Origin of the sequence: Chitinophaga sp. (assembly GCF_039596135.1) — a bacterium.
In the GTDB taxonomy this organism is placed as follows: domain Bacteria; phylum Bacteroidota; class Bacteroidia; order Chitinophagales; family Chitinophagaceae; genus Chitinophaga.
Window position 1 is genome coordinate 1 of record NZ_JBCNKH010000109.1, and the last position, 17,855, is coordinate 17,855.

The 17,855-nt window shown below is 46.1% G+C and carries 13 protein-coding genes; 8 read left to right on the forward strand and 5 right to left on the reverse strand.

The window, feature by feature from the left end; genetic code table 11:
- A partial coding sequence (locus ABDW16_RS29940; protein WP_343674992.1) for a hypothetical protein occupies window positions 1-240 on the forward strand: 240 nt, incomplete at its 5' end.
- Entirely contained in the window at window positions 225-623 is a 399-nt protein-coding gene (locus ABDW16_RS29945; RefSeq protein ID WP_343674993.1) for a hypothetical protein, read from the forward strand. The genes ABDW16_RS29940 and ABDW16_RS29945, both read left to right, overlap by 16 nt.
- Before the next feature lie 66 nt (window positions 624-689).
- Here the strand turns inward: ABDW16_RS29945 and ABDW16_RS29950 are convergent, their stop codons facing one another.
- Window positions 690-1,196: a hypothetical protein gene (locus tag ABDW16_RS29950; protein WP_343674994.1), complete on the reverse strand. Its 507-nt coding sequence runs from the start codon at window positions 1,194-1,196 to the stop codon at window positions 690-692.
- A gap of 294 nt (window positions 1,197-1,490) precedes the next feature.
- Here ABDW16_RS29950 and ABDW16_RS29955 point away from each other — a divergent pair, with 294 nt between their 5' ends.
- The 4 genes from ABDW16_RS29955 to ABDW16_RS29970 all read left to right on the forward strand — a co-directional run bounded on the left by ABDW16_RS29955 (window position 1,491) and on the right by ABDW16_RS29970 (window position 7,740).
- On the forward strand, window positions 1,491-3,134 hold the full coding sequence (locus tag ABDW16_RS29955; protein ID WP_343674995.1) for a DUF1800 domain-containing protein: 1,644 nt from the start codon (window positions 1,491-1,493) through the stop codon (window positions 3,132-3,134).
- A gap of 28 nt (window positions 3,135-3,162) precedes the next feature.
- Complete coding sequence (locus tag ABDW16_RS29960; RefSeq protein ID WP_343674997.1) at window positions 3,163-4,746, forward strand: DUF1501 domain-containing protein; 1,584 nt, start codon at window positions 3,163-3,165, stop codon at window positions 4,744-4,746.
- A 124-nt stretch (window positions 4,747-4,870) separates the two neighbouring features.
- Window positions 4,871-5,209: a hypothetical protein gene (locus ABDW16_RS29965; RefSeq protein WP_343674998.1), complete on the forward strand. Its 339-nt coding sequence runs from the start codon at window positions 4,871-4,873 to the stop codon at window positions 5,207-5,209.
- 86 nt (window positions 5,210-5,295) lie between these two features.
- Window positions 5,296-7,740: a TonB-dependent receptor gene (locus tag ABDW16_RS29970; protein WP_343674999.1), complete on the forward strand. Its 2,445-nt coding sequence runs from the start codon at window positions 5,296-5,298 to the stop codon at window positions 7,738-7,740.
- 62 nt (window positions 7,741-7,802) lie between these two features.
- On the opposite strand, the gene ABDW16_RS29975 is transcribed toward ABDW16_RS29970, so the two are convergent.
- On the reverse strand, window positions 7,803-8,270 hold the full coding sequence (locus ABDW16_RS29975) for a hypothetical protein (protein WP_343675000.1): 468 nt from the start codon (window positions 8,268-8,270) through the stop codon (window positions 7,803-7,805).
- A gap of 179 nt (window positions 8,271-8,449) precedes the next feature.
- Between ABDW16_RS29975 and ABDW16_RS29980 the strand changes: the two genes are divergently transcribed.
- Window positions 8,450-8,758 carry a DUF983 domain-containing protein gene (locus tag ABDW16_RS29980; protein WP_343675002.1) on the forward strand — a complete coding sequence of 103 codons (309 nt, stop codon included), beginning with the start codon at window positions 8,450-8,452 and terminating at the stop codon, window positions 8,756-8,758.
- A gap of 477 nt (window positions 8,759-9,235) precedes the next feature.
- Here ABDW16_RS29980 and ABDW16_RS29985 read toward each other — a convergent pair whose 3' ends face one another.
- Window positions 9,236-10,993, reverse strand: a complete 1,758-nt coding sequence (locus ABDW16_RS29985; RefSeq protein WP_343675003.1) for an ABC transporter ATP-binding protein — start codon at window positions 10,991-10,993, stop codon at window positions 9,236-9,238.
- Between the two features lie 231 nt (window positions 10,994-11,224).
- On the opposite strand from ABDW16_RS29985, the gene ABDW16_RS29990 reads away from it, so the two are divergent.
- On the forward strand, window positions 11,225-13,351 hold the full coding sequence (locus ABDW16_RS29990) for an elongation factor G (RefSeq protein WP_343675004.1): 2,127 nt from the start codon (window positions 11,225-11,227) through the stop codon (window positions 13,349-13,351).
- Window positions 13,352-13,479: 128 nt separating this feature from the next.
- Here ABDW16_RS29990 and ABDW16_RS29995 read toward each other — a convergent pair whose 3' ends face one another.
- Both ABDW16_RS29995 and ABDW16_RS30000 read right to left on the reverse strand, forming a co-directional pair.
- On the reverse strand, window positions 13,480-15,120 hold the full coding sequence (locus tag ABDW16_RS29995; RefSeq protein WP_343675005.1) for a RagB/SusD family nutrient uptake outer membrane protein: 1,641 nt from the start codon (window positions 15,118-15,120) through the stop codon (window positions 13,480-13,482).
- A 27-nt stretch (window positions 15,121-15,147) separates the two neighbouring features.
- The coding region (locus ABDW16_RS30000; protein ID WP_343675007.1) for a SusC/RagA family TonB-linked outer membrane protein at window positions 15,148-17,855 on the reverse strand (2,708 nt) is incomplete at its 5' end.

A 17,855-nucleotide genomic window follows, 5' to 3' on the forward strand; every position in this document is an offset into this window, starting at 1 on the left:
ATTATTAGAGAGAATTATGATTATTTGAGTAAGTATTTCACCATGTATGGGGCGAAATATTATGTGAGGGTAAAAAGGAAGGGCACTGAGTTATATGAAAATCCATTTGATTTCAATGATATGAAAGCCATGCCTGTTAAATTCAATAAGGCTGGTATGGAAAGTAATAGAGAATTAGAAACTATGTTTAATTATTTCATTTTTACAAAAAAAACATCTGATTTATGGAACGAGCAATGAAACCTTATAAGGTTCCAAAGAAAAAAAAATTGAAGCCATATTCTGCTGCGTGGTACAGGGAAGAAAGAAGGAAGGAAAGGTCTGAAGAATTACGGGCAACGATAAATCATTTAGCAGAAATGGATGCTAAAGGAACACCGGTTGATCCTTCAAAACCATATCGGGTCATCATGAAAACCAGGATATTGGAGGTTCACCCCGGTGGCTGGGTTACATATGATTATGATCCGAATAATCCTAAACAATTGGAATACCTGAAAAATAGGCCATTTGCGTTTACTATTAGGAAATATAAGCCTCCAACTCAGGAAGAAATCAGGGCGAGGGAGTTGAAAGAATTTGAAGAATTATGTGAATACCTGGGTATAGAATTTAGTAATTAGTTAATTGTCCATTAACATCAAATGCGGTGAAGCAGTACCCCATCCCTGATTCTTCAGGGGTGGATTTTATTTCTCTTTCTCCCGTTCCCTGAGCGCTTCTTCCTGTTTTAACCCACCCATTATTTTATACATTCTTAGCACAGCATCAGGCGGTACCTGCTCCTGGTGATAGCTACTATTCTCAGGTGTAATAATAAAATGAGTTTCATTATACGTTAACCTGCCAGCCAATTCCCTTTTATCTCCCAGTACGAAATAATATTGATCCCCCGCTACCAGCACCTCCTGATCTACATCCTTCAATAAAAGCAGGTCGTGCTTACCCCAGGCAGGAAGCATACTATCATCCTTCAGAGAAATATACAATTCGCCCCTTCTAAAAATATCCCCCGCCAATGTATAGACAGGTTGCACCTCCCCCGGGAACTGTATTACATCCGCAAACTGAACATGCTCATCATACACCGGAATCTCCTGCTCATAATCTTCAAATATTACAGCTATGCTATTAATACCCATCCTGGCGGACTTAAAGTATTGGGGGACTGATTTGTCATTGTTGTGCTCAATCATCACGTGAGATTAATGGTATTTTATTGTTTTGGTCAAAATGAATATAGACCATTTTCCCAGTGTAAACAAGGATTGACAAAAGTTTGATCATTTTGAAATTAAATGTATTTCAATACGATATGTAGAATATCATATTGATACGCCAAATCAAAATGCCTTCCCCAAACAAATCCACATTTTTCCCTCTCATTCATTAAATTTTTTACTAACTTGTACCCTTATTCAGGTACCCGTGTTAAAGCCTATATTTTTTAAAACTCATCCCTAATACCATATAACCATATCAATTACTTTATGGATCGCAGACAATTCCTTTCGCTATCAGCAAAACGACAGCCAACAGTGAAAGCGACTACCACCGGTTCGCGTACAGATTCAGGTATTGCCGCATACACCGGCACTTTCGATACCGCTCAGGCTGTGCACCTGCTCAAACGTACCATGTTTGGCGCCACTCCTGAAGATATCGCATGGGTGAAAAGTCTCGGCATGGACCAGGCCGTGAATGCCCTGCTCACTACCGTCACTCCTGTTACTACTCAACCCGTAAACATCTATGGTGAGGACGAACATGGCATTCTTCCAGGCGAAACCTGGGTGAACTCACCCCCACCTTCCTCCGATGATGAAGATGGCAAACGCTGGAACTCTTACAAAGCATGGTGGATCGGCGTCATGATCAATCAGGGCCGTAGCATCCAGGAAAAAATGACCCTCTTCTGGCATAACCACTTCGTAACCGAAATGGATATGACCCACGACTCCCGCTATATTTATAAGTACAATACCACCCTGCGTGCAAACGCTGTGGGCAACTTCAAAACACTCACAAAAGCTATCACCCTCGACCCTGCCATGCTGAGATATCTGAACGGATACCTCAACTCCAAGGAAGGCGCGGACGAAAACTATGCCCGTGAACTGCATGAACTGTTCACTGTGGGTAAAGGTCCTGATAGCCACTACACCGAAGAAGACGTGCGCGCTACCGCCCGTGTACTCACTGGTTTCCGTATCAATGCCAATACTATCACCACCTACTTTGAGAGTACTGAACACGATATCGAAAACAAAGAATTCTCAGATTTTTATAGCAATAAAAAGATCACTGGCAAAACTGGTCAGGATGGTGCGACTGAACTCGACGACCTGCTGAATATCATCTTTGCCCAGCCGGAATGTGCGAAATTTATCGTTCGCAAACTATACCGCTGGTTTGTATACTACCTCATCGACGATGCGGTAGAGGCAAATGTGATCACACCACTGGCAGACATTTTCAGAAATAACAACTACGATCTGCTGCCAGTACTCAGTGCCCTCTTCAAGAGTGAGCACTTCTATGATCCGCTGAATATGTCAGCTCTCATCAAAAGTCCGATCGATCATAACGTAGGTTTGGTGCGCGAATTTGGCGTGACCTTCCCTACTGCCTATATGGACGCCTACGACTCCTGGGACAGGCTGCGCTCTCACGCGGCCAGCATGCTGCAGGACATTGGCGAACCACCCCAGGTAGCTGGCTGGCAGCCTTACTACCAGGAACCTCAATACCATGAGATGTGGATTAACACCGATACCCTGCCTAAGCGTAACCAGCTTACCGATGCGATGATAAGTGAAGGCGGTTATGGTGGTGTCGCCATCGATGTGATGGCCTTTGCGCAAAGACTATCCAATCCCTCAGATCCAAAGCAGCTGATCTCTGACTCACTGGATATCCTGTACCGTATAGGTGTATCTGACACTACCAGGGCATGGTTTAAAAACACCATCCTGCTCAGTGGCCAGAACCCTGACAGCGACTACTACTGGACAGATGCCTGGAATGCCTGGGTAGCTTATCCTACCGATACCGCATTGCGCACAGTCGTTGAAAGCCGCCTGCGTACACTGTACAAATACCTGATGAACCTATCCGAATATCAACTATCCTGATCTTTAGAAAGACCTATACTCTATCAATATGAAACGTAGAGATTTTCTTAAATATACCGCGCCGGCCGCTATTCTGCCCACCTTCATCAACGGGTTTGCAGTAAAGGCTTTTGGCTCTTCCTCATTATTGTCGGCACTTGAAACCGCTGCTGAGGACAACGATCATGTGCTGGTCATGATCCAGCTGGTCGGTGGGAACGATGGCCTCAACATGGTCGTGCCTATCGATATCTATGATAAATACCAGGCTATTCGTCCGAATATTGCCATCCCCCAGGGTAAGTTGCTGCCCCTGGTGAATAACATAAAAACCGGGCTGCATCCTTCTATGACAGGGATTCAGCAATTGTATGAAGAAGGTAAGGTCTGCATCATCCAGAGCGTAGGCTACCCTTCGCCGAACTACTCCCACTTCCGCGCAACAGATATCTGGGTATCTGGTTCTGATGCAAATGAAATTGTGGAAACCGGGTGGGGTGGACGTTATCTTGATACACAATACCCGGGTTATCCTGATGGTTACCCAAATGATGATAACCCGGATCCGCTGGCGATCCAGATCGGTTCGATTGTGTCTCCTGCCTTCCAGGGGGCGAATGCAAATACAGGGATTGCGATTTCCAGTGCCACGGACTTTTATAACCTGCTGGACGATGTGGCAGATCCGGTACCTAATACCCATGCAGGGGTGGAACTGGCTTATATACGCCTGATTGCCAAGCAGACGAATAAGTTCTCAGATGCTATCAAAAAAGCAGCACAGAACGTGACTTCACAAAGTGCTTACCCGGATACACAACTGGGCAATCAGCTGAAGATCGTAGCCCGGCTGGTGGCAGGCGGACTGAAAACAAGGTTGTACATGGTGAGTATGGGTTTCTTTGATACCCACGCCAGCCAGACACAGGGTGGGGATAATACCACCGGGTACCATGCCGAACTATTGCAGGAACTGTCTGAAGGCATCAAGGCATTTATGGATGACCTGACCAAACTGAAAGCTTCCCGCAGGGTGGTGGGTATGACCTTCTCTGAATTTGGCCGTCGTATCAAATCCAACAGCAGTATGGGTACGGACCATGGTGCTGCTGCGCCGATGATTGTATTTGGGGATTATGTACAACAGGGAATCCTGGGTACATCGCCGGATATTCCGGATAGTGGGTCTGTGGCGGACAATACCCCCATGCAGTACGATTTCCGATCTGTATACGCGAGTTTGCTGGAGCAATGGTTCTGTGTGGATAACACGACCCTGCAATCTATTTTGTTCAAGGATTACCAGCGTTTACCGATTGTAAGCGGCATTGCCTGTGGTACCATTACAGGCATTGACGATGTGAATAACGGTAGTAAGGGATTGATTACTAATTACCCCAACCCGTTTGTAGATACCACTACCCTGAAGTATAAAACCCGTGGCGGTCATACCATGATCCAGATCTTTGATACGATGGGCCGGCTGGTAGGAGTGCCGGTGAATAATGTGCTGGCCGGAGGGGAGTATACAACTGTGTTTGACAGCAAAAACCTGGCAGCTGGTATTTACTATGCCCGTTTGCAGAATGGGGTATACCAGGAGGTGAGATCTATGCTGAAAGTAAAGATATAGGTGATAATATCTAATATATAAAGGGGGCGTATGGCAACATGCGTCCCCTTTCTTTTTCGCCACTCATCAATAAATTTAACAACATTGTTGCATTTATTGGGAATTCACCTACCTTTGTTCAACTTTGAAAAACAGGTTCCTACATAAGATACTGGCGATCCTGCTCCTGGGCGTATTTACTTTTAATACGACCCCCAGGGAATTCATACACCAGGTATTCATGGATCACCATGATACCCGGGACGCCGCTCTTCCGCACGACGGGCTTGCTTTTTCAACCAAGCACCAGCACTGTAAGTTTCTACAAATAGAGCCAGAACCCTATCAGTACACCAGTACCTTCTTTGTAGTGCTGGAGCAACCTGTTTTGTGGAGCTTTGCGAATCCGGTTATACCTGCGATTACGCATGGCGACTACCGCATGTTATCCCCCCGGGCACCTCCTGCCGCATCCTTCCTTTAATATTCTCTTTTGTACCTGATTGAATTGACGCTATGTCAATCGCCATGCATGTATGCCATGCATTTATTCTAAACTATTTTATTGTTATGCACTACCTGCGTGTTGTTATATTAAGTATACTGACAGGACTTTCTATTTATTCTCCTGCCTTTGCCGATGATGATGCCGGCAATTCAATGAGTGGTTCGGTTACAGACAAATCGACTAATACCCCATTGCCGGGTGTAACCGTTTATTTTCCAGACCTGCATGTAGGTGCTGCTACAGATGCGCAGGGCCATTATGAGATCAAAAATTTACCGAAAGGAAAGTTCCTGGTAGAGGTGCATTTTATTGGTTATGCGACCCTCACGCAAACCGTACAGGTGAATGGCGCTACTCATATCAACTTTAGCCTGAGTACTAAGGTGATTGAAGAAAATGAAGTAGTGATTACGGGTGTGAGTCAGGCGACTTCGCTGAAGCAAAACCCGACTCCGGTGAACATTATCAGAAAAGATTATCTGGATGCGAATATATCTACCAATATCATTGATGCAGTGGCCAAGCTGCCAGGGGTGAGTCAGCTAACGACGGGGCCGGCTATTTCCAAGCCGTTCATTCGTGGTCTGGGTTACAACCGTGTGGTGGTAATAGGCGATGGCGTCAGACAGGAAGGTCAGCAGTGGGGCGATGAGCATGGTATAGAAATCGACGATTATAATGTAAGTAAAATAGAAGTGCTGAAAGGCCCTGCATCACTGGTATATGGTTCCGATGCGCTGGCAGGGGTGGTAAATATTGTACCACCAAGTCCTGAGCCGGCTGGTCATGTGAAAGGCAACATAGCCGCCAATTATCTGTCTAACAATGGGATGATTTCCTATCACGCAGATCTGGCAGGCACGACTCAAAATGGTTTTAGCTGGAGTGTATATGGTACGCAGAAGTTTGCACACGATTATAAGAACAAGTACGATGGGTATGTGTATAACTCTAAGTTCCACAATACGAACTACGGCGGTAGCATTGGTATTAACAAGAACTGGGGATCATCTGTACTGCGCTTTACTTCTTTTAACCAGGAGTTAGGGTTAGTAGAAGGTGATCGTAATGAACTGGGACAGTTTATAAAACCTATCAATGATAATGGTGAAGAAGGAGAAGCGGTAGCGACGAATAAGGATTTCAAATCTTATACGATCGGTTTGCCACGTCAGCAGATCAACCACCAGAAGCTGGTATGGGATAACAATTTCTATATGCACGATGGTGGCAGATTGAATGTGATACTGGGTTACCAGTGGAACAGACGGCAGGAGTTCGGAGATGTATTGCATCCTGATGAACCTGAGTTATACCTGAAGTTGAATACGTTCAACTATGGTGTGAAATATTCATTTGCCGATATGAATGGATGGCAGACGAGTATAGGTGTGAACGGTATGCAGCAGCATAATAATATACTCTCCGGATCAGAGTTCCTGGTGCCTGGTTATAACCTGTTTGATGCAGGGATTTATGCAGTGACCAGCAAGACATGGGATAAGCTGACATTTAGTGGTGGGCTGCGTTTTGACAACAGGCACATTAGTGTGGATGGGCTGATGCTGGATGGAGATGGTAAGCCGGTGAGTAGTGGTGGTGAAGAGAAGTTCAATGCACTGAGCAAGAACTTTTCCAACATCTCCGGCAGTGCAGGGCTGAGTTATGCGGTGAGTAATATGGTGACGCTGAAAGCGAATGTAGCAAGGGGTTTCAGGGCACCGAATATTTCTGAGATTGGGGCGAATGGAGTGCATGAAGGGACCATCAAGTATGAATATGGAAATGAAGCGCTGAAACCGGAAGTGAGTACACAGGGGGATGTGGGAGTTGAGTTTAATTCAGAGCATGTGTCACTCACGGGTAGTTTGTTTTATAACCATATTACCAACTTTATTTATAGCCGTAAGTTGAGCAGTGTGAATGGTGGAGATTCAATTCCGACTACTGACAATGATGAGGGGTATGCAGCTTTCCAATATCAGCAGTCAACTGCTAATTTGTATGGTGGTGAGGTGATGATTGATATTCATCCGCATCCGATAGACTGGTTGCATTTTGAGAATACATTCTCTTATGTGAAGGCGGTAATTGCGAATGCATCTGACTCAACTAAATATTTACCTAATATTCCGGCGGCGAGATGGCTGTCTGAGTTGAAGGGGAAGTTTAAGCATGTGGGTGGCATTTTCCAGAATGCGTATGCAGGAATACAGATGGATTGGACGTTTGATCAGAACAATGTGTATTATGCTTATCAGACGGAGACGGCTACGCCGGGGTATACATTGTGGAATGCGGGGATTGGTGCAGATGTGGTGAATAAGAATAAAAAGGTGTTGTTCTCATTGCATCTGGCAGCGAATAATATTACGGATGTGGCTTATCAGAATCATTTGAGCAGGTTGAAATATGCACCGGAGAATGAGGTAACAGGGCGTACGGGTGTGTTTAATATGGGGCGGAATTATAGTGTGCGGGTAGCAATACCGTTGAATTTTAAATAGTCGTTGCGTATACAGATAGAGAAGGAAGGGTCGTCCGGGCGTGGACGACCTTTCTGATTTGTCTATGGGCAATTTTGTCTCAATGCACTTATCAATGTGGTATCATACCGCAATGCCACAGGGCTGGCCGGATCTAGAGTAATATCTTCCAGTTTTTCATTTGCCTTGTCCAGTCTGAGCCATGCTAAAGTAGACTCGTGGTCTTTTTCGCTGGCAAAAAGTTGTAAAACAAGTTTGGAACCTTCTTCTCTGTCTATTCTCACTTTTATACTTTCTTTTTTGGTTGTTTCTGTTTTGAAGCTGGAGCTCATGATGATGTCGGTAATTGCTTTATAGCATTCAGGGGAATAGGAGCCAGACTTAGGTTTGAGCACAGTACTGGCAGAATCTTTTATATCTGCATTTGTGGGAGTAGATTCGGCAACGACCTTGTTCACAGCAGCGGAATCGGCACTTGCCTCCTGCGAGGCGGCTGCGCAGGCGGAGAGCAGGGCCATTGAGAGGATGATGAGCAGGTTTGATGGACGCATAATGGATGTTTTGGTTATGAGAGAGGTAATACAAAAGTCATGCAAAGGATAATATGGGATATAATTGTAATTTTGCGGCCATGAGCCATCCAAGACCAAACTACTTTCTGAGTATGTTATCTATGAAGTGCCCCCATTGCAGAAGGGGAGACATGTTTAAGGACAAAAATCCGTATCATTTGAGTTTTAAGAAGATATTCAACATGTATGACCGCTGCCCGGTATGTGGGCAGGTGTATGAGTTGGAGACGGGGTTCTGGTTTGGAACCGGGTATGTGAGTTATGCATTGGGGGTAGCGTTTTCGGTGTTTACACTGATATGTTACTGGGTGTTTATAGGACTTTCCTGGCAGGATGACAGTGTGTTTTGGTGGCTGGGGGTGAATGGGGTATTGCTGGTGTTGCTGCAGCCGTGGATGATGCGCATCAGCAGGGTAATCTATTTGTATTTCTTTGTGTATTATGATGAGGATACGGCGGAGCTGTAATTTGTCATAATTGTCACAAAAGTGCGCAGTATGTACGGCCAGGCAGCGGTAAAGCGACGGCAGAGCAGCGATAATATTTGTTCAGTTTGCTGAAAATGCCTACCTTATAGTATGGCTAAATTGTTTGATCCCAATCCTTTACTAGGCACTTTTGGAGACATTGAGCGCTATTCGGCAAATGGGAATTTCTATATGAGAATGAAAAGTTCCCTGACTGCTGAAGAAGTGTGGACGCTGCCGGCATTTGAAGGCACGAGGCGGAGTGCTGCGCGGTTGGGGCGGGCATCGAAGATAGCGAGTGGGGTATACAGGCAGTTGCCAGAAAAGGTGCATGGGTTGTATAGGGAAATGACGGGAAAGGCGGCGAAGTGGCTGAAGGCGGGCGTGAGTGAGGCGGAGGTAATCCTTTTATTAGAAAATGAATATTTAAATAAAACGGAGAAGGGAAGCAAGCTTCCCCTCTCCGTCAATAATAACCTATCTTTCCCCGATCTGTTGCCTCCACATGGCATAATACAGCCCTTTTTCCGCAAGCAGGTCAATATGGGTGCCCGTTTCAATAATCCTTCCTTTTTCCAGCACAAAGATCCTGTCCGCATGCATAATCGTGGACAACCTGTGTGCAATCATTACCGTAATATGCTCACGGGTAGCGGTGATTTCCCTAACCGTATTAGAGATGGCTTCTTCTGTCAAAGAATCCAGTGCAGAAGTGGCCTCATCAAATACCAGCAGGCGCGGGTGGCGCAGCAATGCACGGGCAATAGAGAGACGTTGTTTCTCGCCGCCTGATACCTTCATACCACCTTCACCAATCATGGTATCCAGCCCGTTATCACCACGGGCCAGCAGGGTATCGCAACTTGCCTGTTGCAGCACACGGAGCATATCTTCGTCTGTGGCGCGAGGGTTTACGAATAACAGGTTTTCCCGGATGGTGCCGGAGAATAACTGGGTATCCTGGGTTACGAAACCAATCTGAGCCCGCAATTCTTCAATATCAATTTCAGAACTTTTAATGCCATTGTAGGAGATACTTCCTTCGGGAGGATTGTATAAACCTACCAGCAACTTTACCAGCGTGGTCTTACCAGAGCCGGAAGGGCCAACGAATGCCACTGTTTCACCGGTTTTCACCGTGAAGTTGATCTGGTCCAGGGCTTTACTGGCAGCTGTCAGGTGCTGGAACCCTACATTTTCGAATGTGAGGGATTCAATATTGCTGATCCTGACAGGGTTGGATGGCGTTTCTTCTACCGGGGTTTCCAGAATGCGCTGGAAATTCAGGAGGGATACCTGTGCCTCCCGGTAGGCAAGGATGATATTGCCCAACTCCTGCAAAGGACCGAAAATGAAGAAGGAATACAGCTGCAAGGTGAACAACTGGCCTACCGTTACCGTCTTTCCATAAATCAGGTACAAGAGAAGGAACAGGATCACCTGGCGCAGGAAATTGACAAACGTACCCTGTACAAAGCTGATACTCCTGATGCTACGCACCTTTTTCAGTTCCAGCATGAGGATACGGATGGTGGTTGAATTGAGCCGGCGGATCTCCTGGTGGGTAAGTCCAAGGCTCTTTACTAATTCGATATTACGCAGGGACTCAGTGGTCGCGCCTGCCAGCATGGTCGTTTCCTTGACGATCGTTTTCTGAATAGTCTTGATCTTGCGGCTGAGTACGTTCATGAGCCAGGACAGGAGCAAACAGCCACCGGTGTATACAAATACCAGGCTTTTGTGCACGCTGTATGCATATACCATGACGAAGATGACGCCTACCAGGGCTACGAAGAGTACATTTACAAAGGCAGTGATGAACTTTTCACTGTCTGTACGTACTTTCTGTAATACAGCGAGGGTTTCACCGCTACGCTGGTCTTCGAATTGCTGGTAAGGCAGCCGGAGGGAATGCTTCAGTCCGTCGGTGTAAACACTGGCGCCAAACTTCTGAATAATCACATTTGTGAAGTAATCCTGAAATGCTTTGGCGATGCGCGAGACCATGGCGACACCCATAGAGGCAAGTAGTAACAGAATAACACCGCTGATATAATCACCCTGGCCACGTGGTATTCCTTTAGCAGTCGTGGTTGGGTGATTCGCGAATTGATCAATCAGCTTTCCAAAAATGTATGGATCAAGCAGGGAAAAGACCTGGTTAATAGTCGCCAGTAATAAAGCCAATCCGATTAACCATTTATATCTTTTCAGATAATGTAAAAACAATTTCATGATGCAAAGAACAGTCTAGATCGCAAAGATACGATATTATTGATGTTGCAACATGTTTGACTGTACCACAGGTCATAAAAATTGAGTACCTTAATACTCAGAGAGGGGTTTATATAGCTTATAAAAGGTTATAAATCAACAGCAACGCTTCGGCAGCAGCATCGCTACGGCAACTATTCACCAAAACGGCTTTCCACGTTTACTTCACAATTATTTCTTAATCTAACTGTTATGAAGACCTATGATGAGAAACACATCAGGAACATTGTTCTATTAGGAGCTGCGAAAAGCGGTAAGACTACGCTTTGCGAAACCATGTTATTCGAAGCCGGCATCATTCCCCGACGAGGCAGGGTCGAAGAGGGGAGCACGGTCTCAGATTATCATGAAATAGAGCACGACAGGGGTAGCTCGGTATACGCCACCTGTATGCACACAGAGTGGCGTGATTACAAGATCAATATCATTGATACCCCGGGGCTGGAAGACTTTATCGGGGAAGTAATTGCATCCATCCGCATCTGTGATACCGCCGTCCTCCTGCTGAATGCACAGCATGGGGTAGAAGTGGGTACCGAATTGATTTGGGACTATGTGGATAAGTACCGCAAACCGACCATATTGGCGGTAAATCAGCTCGATGCAGAACAGGCAAACTTTTCCCGCACGGTCGAAGAGGCAAAGCGGGTATTGGGAAACGCCGTTACGGTGATGCAATACCCGGTAAACCAGGGACCGGGTTTTAACAGTGTGATCGACCTGTTGAAAATGACGATGTACAAGTTTCCGGAAAAAGGCGGTAAGCCGGAAAAATTACCAATTCCGGAGAGTGAAAAGGAGCAGGCGGAAAAGTTACACAATGAACTTGTAGAAAAAGCTGCCGAAAACGATGACACCCTCATGGAGCAGTATTTTGAAAAAGGAAACCTGGACGAAGATGAACTGCGGCAGGGATTGAAAATCGGGATGTTGAAGCATGATGTGTTTCCTGTGTTTTGTTTGTCTGCCCTGAATGATATGGGTAGTGGCAGGTTGATGGGATTTATTGACAATGTAGCACCATCGGCTGTGGAAATGCCGGCGGAAAAAGGAGAAGCAGGTGAAGCAATTGCCTGTGACCCGGCGGGACCTCCTGTGTTGTTTGTATTCAAGACTTTGCTGGAGCCGCATATCGGGAAGTTATCGTTTTTTAAAGTGTTGTCGGGGGAAGTGAAGGCAGGAGCTGAGTTGTACAATGAGAAGGGGAATACTGCGGAGCGGTTGAACCAGCTATTCATAGCAGATGGTAAGAACCGCAATAATGTGGATGTACTGCGTACAGGAGATATTGGCTGTACTTTGAAACTGAAAAATACTTTGACGAATCATACATTAGGTGAGAAGGGCGGTGTGCAGGTGGAAGCGATTCATTTTCCGACACCGAATGTGCGGGTAGCGATTGAACCTGTGAATAAAGGGGATGATGAAAAACTGAGCGAGGTGCTGACAGAAATTCATATGGAAGATCCTACGTTGGAAATTGAATATAACCGTGAACTGAAACAGGTGATCCTGCATGGTCAGGGTGAATTACATTTAGCATTGACCAAATGGAGACTGGAGCATATTTATAAAATGCCGGTTGAATTTATTCCAGCAAAAATTCCTTACCGGGAAACGATCAGGCAGGCGGCACAGTCTACTTACAGGCATAAAAAGCAATCAGGTGGTGCGGGGCAGTTTGCAGAAGTGTATATAAAAATAGAACCTTACTATGATGGCATGCCGGCATTTAAAGAGCATCCGGTACGTGATACGGAAACGGTAGATTTAAACTGGGGTGGTAAGCTGGTGTTTAATAATTGTATAGTAGGTGGTGCGATTGATGCCCGTTTTTTACCTTCTATTATGAAAGGGATTATGGAGAAGATGAATGAAGGGCCTTTGACGGGGTCTTATGTGCGGGATATCAGGGTAAGTGTGTATGATGGTAAAATGCATCCTGTAGATAGTAATGATATTTCATTTAAGATAGCGGGCATGATGGCGTTTAAGGATGCATTTCACCAGGCGGCACCGTTATTGTTAGAACCAGTGTATGATGTGGAAACGACGGCGCCGGATGATATGGCGGGTGATGTGATGGGAGAATTGCAGAGCAGGCGAAGTTTGATTACGGGTATGGATTCTGAGAACGGGTACCAGGTGATCAAAGCGCGGACACCGCAGGCGGAGTTAGATAAGTTGTTTGCCGCATTGAGGAATGTGACGCAGGGAAAGGCGAGGGTGAAAGCGGTGTTTGCAGAGTATGCGGCGGTGCCGGGAGATTTGCAGAAGAAGCTGATGGAAGAGTATAAGAATGTAGAATTAGTAGGATGATAAAAAAATAGCCTGTATCAAAACTATGATACAGGCTATTTTTATTCGGGTACCTGAGGGAAACAGGTCTCGTTTTAAGAGATTCTCAGGAGGATTCAACCTCGTTTTTATTCGGATACGGTAGTCAATTAATAACCCGGATTCTGTGTCAGATTCGGGTTCAGTTTAATCGCATTTGTAGGTATAGGGAAGACGCGGTGATTCACGTCATTATCTGTTTTGAAACCCCATGAATTTTCAAACTTACCAAAGCGGATCATATCATTTCTATGCCATGATTCCATTGCGAACTCCCTGGTTCTTTCATTATAGATAGAATCCAATGTGATATTGGTCCATGCTGCACTGGTAGTACGCTGTGCCCTGACCTGGTTTACCAGGCTTAATGCAGAAGCGCCGTTGGTAGCGGTACCACCACGCTGAATAGCTTCCGCTTTCATCATCAGGATATCTGCATACCTGAATACAGGAACGTCGTTATTCTGGTTACGGTTAGCAGAGGTTGCATCAGGATAGAACTTGATGTTACGATAACCCATGTTCCATGCTACTTCGTCATTACCACAATCGAACAGTTCAGTGCTTTGTCTCAGAATTACATCCGGCGTCAGGTCCAGCTGATAGGTGTAAGATGCGGTATTACCTGCATAGGTGATCGCATCATAACCCTGGTAAGTAGTGGTGATGGTGATGGGTGTGCCATCTTGTTTGTATTGTTTACCATGCAGCCATTGACCGTTACGCACGTCATTTGCATCGTAGAAGTAAGCGTAGAAAGAAGGTATAGTACTTCTTGGTGCACCGGGTACGAATGGAATGCTGAAGTAGTTGTAACCGGCATTGGCGGCTACGTTACCCATAGAACGGGGTACGTCGTAACGGCTGTAGTTATTCACGCTTCTGAAAGGCCATGAACCATTGCTGAAGTTAGGATCGTATGGAATAGCGAAGATAAATTCAGGTGTGGAAGGACCGTTGTTGTACTTGAACATATCCAGGTAGCTACCGCTGCTGGCCAGTGTGTACAGGTTGGAATTGATGACGCTGTCGCAGGCAATGATGGCATCGTTATAACGTTGGGTGCCGGTATAGTATTCAGCATTCAGGTACAGTTTTGCCAGCAATGAAAACGCCATGAACTTGTTCGCTCTGCCGTAGGTGGAGGAACCGGTGGCCCTGCTCAGGTAAGGCAGTGCATTGGTGATTTCTTTTTCAATCCAGTTGAATGTAACGGTACGATCTACGTTTGTATGTGGGGTGTAGTCGCCGGATACGGTATCCAGTGGAACGCGGCCGTAGTTGTCCATCATCCAGAAATAAGCCAGTGCACGGATCATTTTTATTTCAGCGAGGTGTCTGCTTTTGGTAGCGCCGTCACTTTCGGTAGTACCGAGGATGTCAAGTGTCTGGTTAGATACACCGATGATGGTGGAGAGCCAGTACCAGTTACCATTTACATAGCCATTATCCCTTGTCCAGGTGTGGTAGTGCATTTGCAAGTTCTGCGCATTATCGTACCAGTTACCGCCGCGGGCAGGCATGATGGCTTCGTCCGTACTTAAAGATTGCTGCATGAACCATTCCACGCCGCCGTAGTTACCTCTCAGTACTACATACACAGGACCGGATGCGGTGATGAAGGAAGCAGAATCCTGTGGGTAGGTATCTGTAGTGAGTTCGGTAGTCACGGGTACTTCTAACTTATGACAGGCAAAGCTTGCTGCCACCAGTGCTGAAGAAAGTAAATATTTTATGATTGAGCGTTTCATACTTCTCGTTTGTTAAAATGATAAATATTAGAGGGACAGGTTTGCGCCGATGAGGAAGGTGCGTGTTTTTGGGTAGAAGTTGTTATAATCTACGCCAGGTGCGATGCCTCCCTGATTCACTTCAGGATCTACCCCTTTATATTTAGTAATGACGAAGAGGTTGTTACAAGAAACGTACAATCTCAGTTTTTTGATAGCAGGATTGATGTTTCCGAAAGTATAAGCCAGTGTAGCGTTGTCGAAGCGCAGGTAGCTACCTGATTCGATGTAGCGGGAAGAGTATTTGTAAGCGTTTGCATCGGAAGTAGATTCATCTTTTGCATCGGCCAGGATGTTAGCATATTGTGCGGTAGCAGGGCGGAACAGGTCAGCTCTGGTAGCGTTGAAGATTTTGTTGCCATATACACCTCTTACGAATACATTCAGGTCCCAGTGTTTGTATCTGAAACTATTTGACCAGCCATAGATCAGTTTAGGTTGTGCATTGCCCAGGTAGTGGTAGTCGGTACCATTTGCAGGAGTGGTGGTAGTGGTACCATCTCTCTTCAGGTATTGAGAGAGACCGCTGGAGTTTTTACCAGCATATTCCAGGGTAAAGAACTGGCCCAGTGGTTTACCTGTTTTCAGCAATTGCAGGCTCGAACCTGATTGAGAAGCACCTTCAGGGTAAGCTACGGCCACTGAGTCACCACCGGAGAACAGAGGGTTCCTGAGGCTGGTGATGCGGTTTCTGTTGGTAGCGAGGTTCAGGGTAGAATTCCAGCTGAAGTCATGGTGATCTACGATAGCGCCAGACAGGCTTAATTCAATACCCTTGTTGTTCATGCTACCACCGTTAGCCACGATAGAACCGGTTGGTACGAGGGCAGGGTTTACACTGTAAGACCAGATCATGCCGGTGGTGTTTTTGTTATACACTTCCAGTGAACCTGTTAACCTGCTTTTCAGTATGGCGAAGTCCAGACCGATATTGGTAGTGGCAGTTTTTTCCCATTTCAGGTCAGCGTTTTGTGCCTGCGTAGGGCCAAAAGCAGCGAGGGATTGGCCATCGTAATAGAAGCTACCGTTACTACCGATGATATATTGTGCGGAGAATGCGCTGAAACCACTTGAGTTACCGGTTACACCATAGCTGGCTCTCAATTTCAGGTCGTCAAATACATGTTGATTTTTCATGAATGACTCCTGGGCGATGCGCCAGCCGATACCTACAGAAGGGAAGTAGCCCCATCTGTTGTTTTCACCGAATACGGAGCTACCATCGTGACGAATGGAGGCTTGTAATAAGTATTTTTCTTTGTAGTCGTAGTTCAGGCGGGCGAAGTCAGAGATCAGTTTTGTTTCCTGGTATACGCCATCGGAACCGAGGTTGATGTGTGTAGAGTAAGCGTAAGGGTTACTCAGTGCCAGGTTTCTGAAGCTGGTGTTGTCAACGGCGAAGTTGTAGGTGGTGGTAGAGAAGCCATCGCCGATGACGTTGTTCTGCCAGGAGTAACCAGCTACAGCGTTGATGTTATGACCGCCGAAGTGTCTGCTCCAGGTGAGGTAGCTTTCCAGGATTTTATATGTGTTGCTATAAGATGACCTGGTTGCCTGACCGTTTGTACCGAAGGTTTGCTGGGTGTGGCCGCCAGTACCTGGGTCAGGGTTGTTGTACATACCATTGTATTTATTGGTATAGTACTTAGTGAGGTATTGACCAGAGAGTGTGGATACGTTCAGGTAAGATACGCTCAGGTCATATGAGAATCCGAAAGGCAGCTTTACGTTGGTGGTAAAGTTGGCGGAGAAGTTATTGTTTTTAGTTTCCAGGTCACTGTTGTTCAGCATGGCAACGGGATTGAAGTAGTTGCTGTACTGGAAGTTTTCGAAGTAGCTACCATCTGCGTTTTTCACAGGAGAAACGGGCAGGTAGATAGCAGATTGCAGGAGGATGGTGTTCCTGTAAGGAACGTCCTTTGCATTGCTGATAGAGTTGGAGATATTGAGTCCGAACTTCACATTATCGTTCAGTGCGTATTGTTCAACGGCTAATCTGGCGATCATACGTTCCAGAGAGGTTTTCTGGATAATACCTTGTTTGTTGGCATAGTTGACGGTAGCGATGTAGTTGCTGTGGTCAGTACCGCCGCTGAAGGCGATGTTGTGGTTTTGTGACACGGCGGTTTCTCTTTCGATTTCTTTCTGCCAGTTGGTATGGGCGCCCAGGTCATCGTTTGGAGAGAAGCCGGAACCATTTTTAGTGAGGAAAGCGCGCAATTCATCGGCAGTCATCACATCCAGGTTTTTAGAGATTTTTTCAGCACCTACATAGGTATTGTAGCTAACGGTGAGGTTACCGGCTTTCCCTTTGCGGGTAGTCACGATGATAACACCGGCGGAAGCCCTGTTACCGTAGATGGCGGTAGCGGCAGCATCTTTCAGTACTTCGATGTTTGCGATATCATCAGGAGCGATGAGGGAGATATCCATACCGGGTACACCATCTATTACATAGAAGGGAGTCTGGGAGGAGTTGAGGGTGGAGGCACCACGGAGGATCACGGCAGCGGGCTTATTAGGGTCACCGCTGGCGGTGATATTGAGGCCTGGGACTTTACCCTGAAGGAGTTGTCCGAGGTCGGTAATAGCGCCTTTATTGAGGTCACCTGGCTTTACGGAGGTGATGGCACTGGTGAGTGCCTGTCTCTTTTGTTTACCATAACCAACGATGGCTACATCGGCTAGTTGGGTAG

What these genes read in the sequence shown, in the direction of transcription:
- ABDW16_RS29990 (WP_343675004.1), top strand. Translation starts at nt 11,225, where the DNA reads ATGAAGACCTATGATGAGAAACACATCAGGAACATTGTTCTATTAGGA.
- ABDW16_RS29955 (WP_343674995.1), top strand. Translation starts at nt 1,491, where the DNA reads ATGGATCGCAGACAATTCCTTTCGCTATCAGCAAAACGACAGCCAACA.
- ABDW16_RS29985 (WP_343675003.1), bottom strand. Translation starts at nt 10,993, where the DNA reads ATGAAATTGTTTTTACATTATCTGAAAAGATATAAATGGTTAATCGGA.
- ABDW16_RS29950 (WP_343674994.1), bottom strand. Translation starts at nt 1,196, where the DNA reads ATGATTGAGCACAACAATGACAAATCAGTCCCCCAATACTTTAAGTCC.
- ABDW16_RS29995 (WP_343675005.1), bottom strand. Translation starts at nt 15,120, where the DNA reads ATGAAACGCTCAATCATAAAATATTTACTTTCTTCAGCACTGGTGGCA.
- ABDW16_RS29945 (WP_343674993.1), top strand. Translation starts at nt 225, where the DNA reads ATGGAACGAGCAATGAAACCTTATAAGGTTCCAAAGAAAAAAAAATTG.
- ABDW16_RS29960 (WP_343674997.1), top strand. Translation starts at nt 3,163, where the DNA reads ATGAAACGTAGAGATTTTCTTAAATATACCGCGCCGGCCGCTATTCTG.
- ABDW16_RS29975 (WP_343675000.1), bottom strand. Translation starts at nt 8,270, where the DNA reads ATGCGTCCATCAAACCTGCTCATCATCCTCTCAATGGCCCTGCTCTCC.
- ABDW16_RS29970 (WP_343674999.1), top strand. Translation starts at nt 5,296, where the DNA reads ATGCACTACCTGCGTGTTGTTATATTAAGTATACTGACAGGACTTTCT.